General features: G+C 40.1%; 7 protein-coding genes and 1 pseudogene. 7 read left to right on the top strand and 1 reads right to left on the bottom strand.

Features of this window, described 5'->3' with window-relative positions; genetic code table 11:
• From QZU45_RS10060 to ybgF, 6 genes and pseudogenes are all read left to right on the top strand, one after another.
• Positions 1-327, top strand: a pseudogene (locus QZU45_RS10060) (hypothetical protein); the annotation flags it as partial.
• Between the two features lie 2 nt (positions 328-329).
• On the top strand, positions 330-770 hold the full coding sequence (tolR, locus tag QZU45_RS10055; RefSeq protein WP_295354912.1) for a protein TolR: 441 nt from the start codon (positions 330-332) through the stop codon (positions 768-770).
• Between the two features lie 22 nt (positions 771-792).
• The gene (gene tolA / locus QZU45_RS10050) at positions 793-1,800 is read left to right on the top strand and encodes a cell envelope integrity protein TolA (protein ID WP_295354910.1); all 1,008 of its coding nucleotides are present in this window, start codon (positions 793-795) and stop codon (positions 1,798-1,800) included.
• Positions 1,801-1,847: 47 nt separating this feature from the next.
• Positions 1,848-3,137, top strand: coding sequence for a Tol-Pal system beta propeller repeat protein TolB (tolB, locus tag QZU45_RS10045; RefSeq protein ID WP_074840631.1), 1,290 nt, complete (start codon positions 1,848-1,850; stop codon positions 3,135-3,137).
• A gap of 23 nt (positions 3,138-3,160) precedes the next feature.
• Positions 3,161-3,682, top strand: coding sequence for a peptidoglycan-associated lipoprotein Pal (pal, locus tag QZU45_RS10040; protein ID WP_074840633.1), 522 nt, complete (start codon positions 3,161-3,163; stop codon positions 3,680-3,682).
• 125 nt (positions 3,683-3,807) lie between these two features.
• Positions 3,808-4,596, top strand: coding sequence for a tol-pal system protein YbgF (gene ybgF, locus QZU45_RS10035; RefSeq protein ID WP_295354906.1), 789 nt, complete (start codon positions 3,808-3,810; stop codon positions 4,594-4,596).
• A 65-nt stretch (positions 4,597-4,661) separates the two neighbouring features.
• Here ybgF and modF read toward each other — a convergent pair whose 3' ends face one another.
• Positions 4,662-6,125: a molybdate ABC transporter ATP-binding protein ModF gene (modF, locus tag QZU45_RS10030; RefSeq protein ID WP_295354904.1), complete on the bottom strand. Its 1,464-nt coding sequence runs from the start codon at positions 6,123-6,125 to the stop codon at positions 4,662-4,664.
• 219 nt (positions 6,126-6,344) lie between these two features.
• Here modF and QZU45_RS10025 point away from each other — a divergent pair.
• Positions 6,345-7,060 (top strand): universal stress protein (locus QZU45_RS10025; RefSeq protein WP_295354901.1); only part of this gene is annotated, 716 nt, incomplete at its 3' end.

Here is a 7,060-nt window from a genome sequence, read left to right as displayed (position 1 = left end):
GTTATGTTCTACAACAGATTCGTTTCTAAGGTAGAGGCTTTAGAGAATCGCTACATTAACTTCATGGATGAGTTCGCTACTATTCTTAATCGAAGACTGGTAAGAGTTCGTTCTGAAATGAATATGAAGAACAATGAAGTTCCACAGAATAATGTTCAGCCATCTAACGGTTATTCTCAGAAAAGCTTCAATCACCCATTAGGTGAAGAACATCAGAATCAGTATTCAAGAGCCAGAGCAAATACTCAGAGTTCACCTTACCAGACTCCTGGTGTAGAGGGAGATAGATACCGTAATACTTCCCGTTCACCATTACAGGGACAGTAAAAATGCAGATGGCCCGTACCAGACATACTAAATCAAGAGCTAAGGCTGAAATCAATGTGGTTCCATACATTGACGTTATGCTGGTTCTTCTGGTTATTTTTATTGCAACAGCTCCTGTTGTTATGCAGGGCGTTACCGTCGATCTTCCTCAGGCAAAAGCTGAAACAATGAATCAGGACGAAATGACTCCTATTATTGCTACAGTGGATAAGGTTGGTCAGTTTTATGTGACTATTGATACCTCAACAGTAAAAATGGGCAGTCTTGATGAGTTAACCAATTATGTTGCAGCTGAACTGCAAAAAGATCAGGTTCATCAGCGTCCTGTAGTTGTACAGGGGGACGCCCAGGTTGCATATGACAATGTAATTCAGCTTATGAATGCACTGAAAAACGGTGGCGTTAAGAGTGTTGGTTTGGTTACTGAACCAATCTCTAATTAATTAAGTTTTAGGTATTATTGTTATGAAGATTAACATGAAGGTTGCCTTTATATTGGCGGTGATCCTTCATTTGGTTATTCTTGGCGTACTATTGGTCCGTGTTTCATTAAGTAAACCGTCAAAGCCAAATATGGGGCAGGGAGATATAATGCATGCTACCTTTGTCCCTCCAGCAAAGGGTAATCCAAATGGAAAAGCTTCTGCTAAAAAACAGGCACCTGCTCCGGTCGTAGAAGAACCTGATACCAAACAGGAACAACTTCAGAAACAGCAGGAAGCTAAGAGAGAACTTGAAAAACGTATCGAAGAGCAGAAGATTCAGGAACAGAAAATTCAGAAACAGCAGGAAGAAGCAAAGAAGCTTGCTCTGAAAAAAGCTGAGGAAAAGAAAAAACTAGAAGAAAAGAAAAAGCTTGAAGAGCAGAAAAAGAAACTTGAAGCTGAAAAGAAAAAGCTTGAAGAAGAAAAGAAAAAACTAGAAGAGAAAAAGAAGCTCGAAGAGCAGAAAAAAATTGAAGAGAAGAAAAAGCTCGAAGAGAATAAAAAGCTCGAAGAGAAGAAAAAATTAGAAGAAAAGAAGAAAGCAGAGGCTGAAGCAAAGAAAAAAGCTGAGGAAGCTGCAAAGAAGAAAGCAGAAGCTGAAGCTAAGGCAAAAGCACAGGCTGAGGCAAAAGCCAAAGCAGAGGCTGATTCTCTAGAGGATGATATTTTAGGTACTGCCGACGGAGATGAAGTTAACGGTCAGGGCTTAGGTTCAGGCGGAGGCGGTGGTGAAGCCGGATACGGTGACAAAGTCCGTGGTCTGATTGAACAGAACTGGAGAATCGATCCTTCAATGAACGGAAAGAAGGTTGTTGTTACAATCAAGATCGGTTCAAACGGACTCGTATCTGATGAAAGCTGTCAGGGCGATGAGAAAGTATGTAAGAGTGCACTGGACGCAATCAGACTGGTAGGAATGTTTCCTGCACCACCTGCAACCTGTCCAGAATGCTCAAATATTAAAATTTCAATGACACCTAAGCTTTAAATAAGCAAAGGCTGGTTAATATAATGTACAAGGGGAGTTATTAAAGAATGCTAAAACGTTTTTTTGCATCAATTGCTTTTCTCTTAGCTGCTACTACAGCTAATGCAGATCTGCAGATTGAGATTACAGGTGGTATTAATGAAGGCCACAAAATTGCAGTCTATCCATTTACACAGAATCCTGCTGTAAAATTGGATGTTGCTTCAGTTGTTTCTGCAGATTTAATGAGATCAGGTAAGTTTTCTCCAATTGCAGCATCAGCTCTTCCTCAGGGCGCTGTTGCAAACGGCAGTGTTACTAATCTTGATGCAGTTGCAGCAACTGGTGCTGAGGTTGTTGTTTCAGGTATCGTAAACGAGGTTGGTGCCAACAACTATAATGTTGAGTTTGTGGTTACCGGACTTCAGGGGGCCAACAAGGGCAAGGTTTTGGCTCACTTCAAGGGTAATTCCTCAGTTGCAACCATGCGTCAGGCTGCTCACCGCGTATCAGATAGAGTATATGAGGTATTCACTGGTCAGAAAGGCTGTTTCAGAACCCGTATCGCTTATGTTGTATACAAGAAAGGTGCAGCTTTCCCTTATCAGCTGATGACTGCTGATTATGACGGCTATAACGAGACTCCTGTTGTTAAGTCAACTCAGCCTGTTATGACTCCTGCATGGTCACCAGACGGCAAGAGACTTGCTTATGTAAGTTTTGAGAAGAGAACTCCTGCAATCTTCGTTCAGGACATTTATTCAAAGAAGCGTACCAAGTTATCATCATTCTCTGGTCTAAACAGCTCTCCTTCATGGTCTCCTGATGGCAGTAAGATTGCTATGACCCTTTCAAAGGATGGTCAGCCAGATATTTATTACTACGATCTGAATGCTTCAAAGTTCGTTCGTGTAACTGCAAATAGAGCAATTGATACCGAACCAACCTGGGCTCCAGACAGCAAGGCTTTATACTTCACCTCAGAGCGCGGTGGCAAGGCTCAGATTTATAAGTTTGATTTTGCAACCAGCAAGACAGAGCGTGTGACCTATCAGGGTGCACGTAACCTTTCCGCAAAATCAATTCCAGGTACAAATTCTCTGATTGTTATTACTCAGGTTAACGGTTTCCGTGTAGCACGTGTAGATGCAGATGGAAGCATTTATATGCTTACTACATCATCTTTAGATGAATCTCCAAGTGTTGCTCCTAACGGAAGTATGGTAATATACTCAACAGTATATCAGGGTAGAAAAGGTCTAGCCCTAGTTTCAGCTGACGGCAGATTTAAGGCAAACCTTCCTTCAAGTTCAGGTGAGATAAGCGCACCTGCTTGGGGTCCACTTTTATCAAAATAACTTCATAAATTAAGGAATAGAAAATGTTTAAGAAGTATTTGTCAATTTTACTGTGCTCAGTAGCAATTTGCTCTTTAACTGCTTGTTCTACATCAGATGATTCTTCTGCTATGGTTGAAGATGGCTCATCAGATGCAGCTCTAGGCCTAGATGCTGATGGTGCATTAACCGTTGGTGATCCAAATGCCCGTGATGGTTTCAATGGTCCTGCAGAGTTACAGGGTAACAATACTGTATACTTTGCATACAACTCAGAAAACATCCAGGATCAGTACCTGGGAGTAATGCAGGCTCATGCTCAGTATCTAAAGAAGAATCCTGATGCAAGAGTTATCATTGAAGGTCATACTGATGAGCGCGGTACCCCAGAATACAACATTGCTCTAGGTGAAAGAAGAGCTCGTTCTGTTGCTCGTTACATGCAGAATCTAGGCGTTGATGTAAATCAGCTTTCAATTGTAAGCTATGGTGAAGAAAAGCCTGCAGTTGATGGCCACAATGAGGGTGCCTGGTCAAAGAACCGTCGTGCTGTTTTAAATTACTAATTTAAATTCAGATGAATATATAAGGGGCGTAAAAGGTATTTTTACGCCTTTTTAATATGTACAAAAACTTCAGACTGTTATAGTCGGAAATTGCAAAGTTCAGATTTCGTTTTTGAGGTAATTAGGTGAATACAATTATTTCCTTGTCAAAAAGAGCAGTTGCAATCTCTTTAATCTGTTCAGCCGTGGCTGTAACCTCCCCGGTTTATGCTGATGCCCAGACTGATTCTATGCAGCGAGCAATGCTGAACATGCAGAATCAGATTCAGCAGCTTCAGGATAAGCTGGCTGAGTCTCAGGGACAGATAGAAGAATTAAACCATGAGAAAAATCTTCTGGCAGCTGAAAATGAAAAACTAAAGGCTCAGCTATCTCAGATGGCAACAACCGCGCCTAATCCAGCAGCACCTGCAGAGAATACCAGCGTTCCTGCTGATGGCAAGAATCAGACAGTTGCTATGAAGACTGAGTTAGGCGGTGGAAATGCAACCTTATCTCCTGCTAAGAAAGGAACTGTTGCTAAAGCTAATCTTCCATCTGTACCTGCCGAAGCACAGAAACTTTATCAGGAATCGTACGCCTTACTGAACAAGGGTGATCTGGATGCGGCAGCTAAAGGCTTTAAGAGTTATACCACCAAGTATTCTGGCAATGCGTTAACCCCTAACGCCTGGTACTGGTTAGGTCAGATTCAGTATAAGCAGAATAAATTTGAAGATGCAAGAATCAGTTTCCTTAATACAGCTAAATTCAAGGAATCTGATAAAAGAGCAGATGCTCTGTATAAGTTAGGTGTTACTTCAAAGGCTTTAGGTGACAAGGAGAAGGCTAAGAAATTCTTTGATGTCCTTATTAAGACTTATCCAAATGCAAGTTCGTCAGCCTTAGCTAAAAAAGAGCTGCAGTCTTTATAAGTTAGCAATTCACAACAAACAAAAATGGCCAGTAGTGATACTGGCCATATCTCTTACAGATTCTTCTAAAGCTTTTCCTGTCTTACATCATAGTCTTCTGAATCCACCTTTTTGACAAATTCCAGTCTGTTCGTAAATCCTGCTGGCAGATCTTCTGCATGATGTGAAACGAAAAGAATACTTGTTTTTTTAGATTCTACAACTTTACTAATAAACGATTTAACCAGTGCTCGTGCATAGCCGTCAAGTCCCTGAAGCGGTTCATCAAGTATCAGTAGAGGAGGCTGTTTTACAAGAGCTCGTACTATAAGCAGAAGACGCTGTTGTCCAAAGGATAGAGATTTGAACGGCATATCCTGTTTTGTCTGAAGTCCTGCAAGTTTTAGCCATCTTTTGGCTACACTAATTTCCTCATCAGATGGTTTTGAATAAAGACCTATAGAATCATAGAAACCTGACAATACAACGTTTAGAGCGGTTCCATTGACTCTATAGTCAAGATGCAGGGCTCCGGAAACAACGCCAAAATATTTTTTGATATCCCAGATTGATTCTCCATTTCCGCGTTTGAATCCAAATACTGTTACGTCATTGGTATAGACAAAAGGATTATCTCCGGTTATAAGAGAGAGCAGGGTAGATTTACCGGCTCCGTTTGGCCCCATAATATGCCAGTTTTCTCCTTTCTTCACTCTGAAGGTAAGGTTATCTAAAACCTTTCTCTCATATTCGATATTTACCTTGTTGAGCTTAACAATGTAATCATCCTGAATTTCTGGAAGTCGATATTTAACCGGAACTGGTGGCAGAGAGTCCACATTAACAGATATACTGCCCAAAAGTGCTTTTGCGTCCTCATTTTTTTCAATTTCTTCTCTGCTATCCAGCTTGGTGATCCTACAGTCATGAATGATTCCCATTGCAGTGAGGGAAGCTGGTATTTCTGATGGTCTGTTAACAATTAATACTGTAGGTGTGCTGTATACTTTATGAATTTCCTCAATCAGTTTTAAAAGCTCTGCTCGTGTCTGAACATCAAGAGCGTCAAATGGAGTATCAAAAATAATCAGATTAGGCTTAGATGCCAGCGCGTGGGCCAATAGTATTTTTCTTCCTTCTCCACCGGAAAGCTGTCTTATAGGCTTATCAATAAGATTCTGAAGCTTTAAGCCTTCAACCAGTTTTGCAATGGTTTCCTTATCATCATCTTTAAAAATTTTTGCGGGAGTAATACCAATTTCCTCATCTGGAGTAGTGCAGTCTGAATTTCTCATCTGATAATCAGCTTCAAACAGTTCCATCTGTTTTTCAAATGAAACCAGAGTCGGGTGGTAGTTATCAGGTGCTACTCCAGACTTTAAAGGCAGCTCTGCATTGAAGGCTTTTGCAACAGAAGTTTTTCCTGAGCCGTTTCCTCCGATAAGAACGATCAGATCATTTGGTGAAATTTTTATATTGCCTATAGACACATCTTTTGTTTCATTTAAGGCAAATACCGCATCCGTAAAAGAAATTGTTCTCTGTGTCATTTTTTATTCCTAAAACTAATGTGATTTTTATTATAACTTTTATTTAATTCTATGCAATATAAAAATATATGTGTTGCAATATGTGCAATAAAAGTGAATATAAATTTGATTTGCAACAAAAATTGAATAAATTGTTTTAACTTTATGGCTTGATGTCTTATTTTTTTCAAAAAAATCAAACTATAATCGAGATGAAATCGTTGCTAAAGGAGGTTTTCTATGATGACGTCGGCCCCTAAGAAATTTGCAGTTTTACTTAAACCAAGACCATCTCAGCCTGCACTAGATCGTGCTGCTCAGTACGCACGTATGAACCCTGACTTTGAAATTGTTGCAGTCAGAGTAATAAATGAATATGCAGAAACTGATGATAAAGATCAGATTAAAGTTAAGGAAGAATCTGAGTTTGAAAGAATCCGCAGATCATATAGTGTTGATAATATTTCATTTAAGCTGATTTTTAATCATGATGTTGCTGATGGATTTATCAAAGAATGCAGTGAAGGTGGATATGATCTTGCAGTAATTTCTGCAAACAAGCGTAATGCCATTAAAGATCTGTTTATAAGTAATATCGACAGTACTATTATGCGCAAGAGTGAAATTCCTGTTCTTGTGGTAAGAGAGGCTGGAGGCGAGTCTGTTCTTGGAGGCGCTGTTGTTTTAGCTATCGATTTCCTTGAGGTTGCTCATTCTAAGAAACTAGATGAATATCTGTTTAAGTCAGCTTCATCTTTTGCTCAGAGCTTTGATGGAGAACTTCATGTTGCAAACTGCATTGTTCCACATAACGCAGGTACAATGCGAGGCAATATTTCTGAATCTAGAATTGTTGGTGGTGGTATTGCAAGTCCACAGGATGTTACCAACCAGCTCGCTGAGGAGTTTTCAAAGAAGCATGGAGTACCTCTAGACCATGTTCATGTGCTTCAGGG

This window comes from uncultured Succinivibrio sp., assembly GCF_902756765.1.
In the GTDB taxonomy this organism is placed as follows: Bacteria; Pseudomonadota; Gammaproteobacteria; order Enterobacterales; family Succinivibrionaceae; genus Succinivibrio.
This window is presented reverse-complemented; position numbering and strand designations above follow the sequence as displayed.

Coding starts and splice junctions, on each gene's coding strand:
- pal (WP_074840633.1), top strand. CDS start 3,161: ATGTTTAAGAAGTATTTGTCAATTTTACTGTGCTCAGTAGCAATTTGC.
- tolA (WP_295354910.1), top strand. CDS start 793: ATGAAGATTAACATGAAGGTTGCCTTTATATTGGCGGTGATCCTTCAT.
- modF (WP_295354904.1), bottom strand. CDS start 6,125: ATGACACAGAGAACAATTTCTTTTACGGATGCGGTATTTGCCTTAAAT.
- tolB (WP_074840631.1), top strand. CDS start 1,848: ATGCTAAAACGTTTTTTTGCATCAATTGCTTTTCTCTTAGCTGCTACT.
- tolR (WP_295354912.1), top strand. CDS start 330: ATGCAGATGGCCCGTACCAGACATACTAAATCAAGAGCTAAGGCTGAA.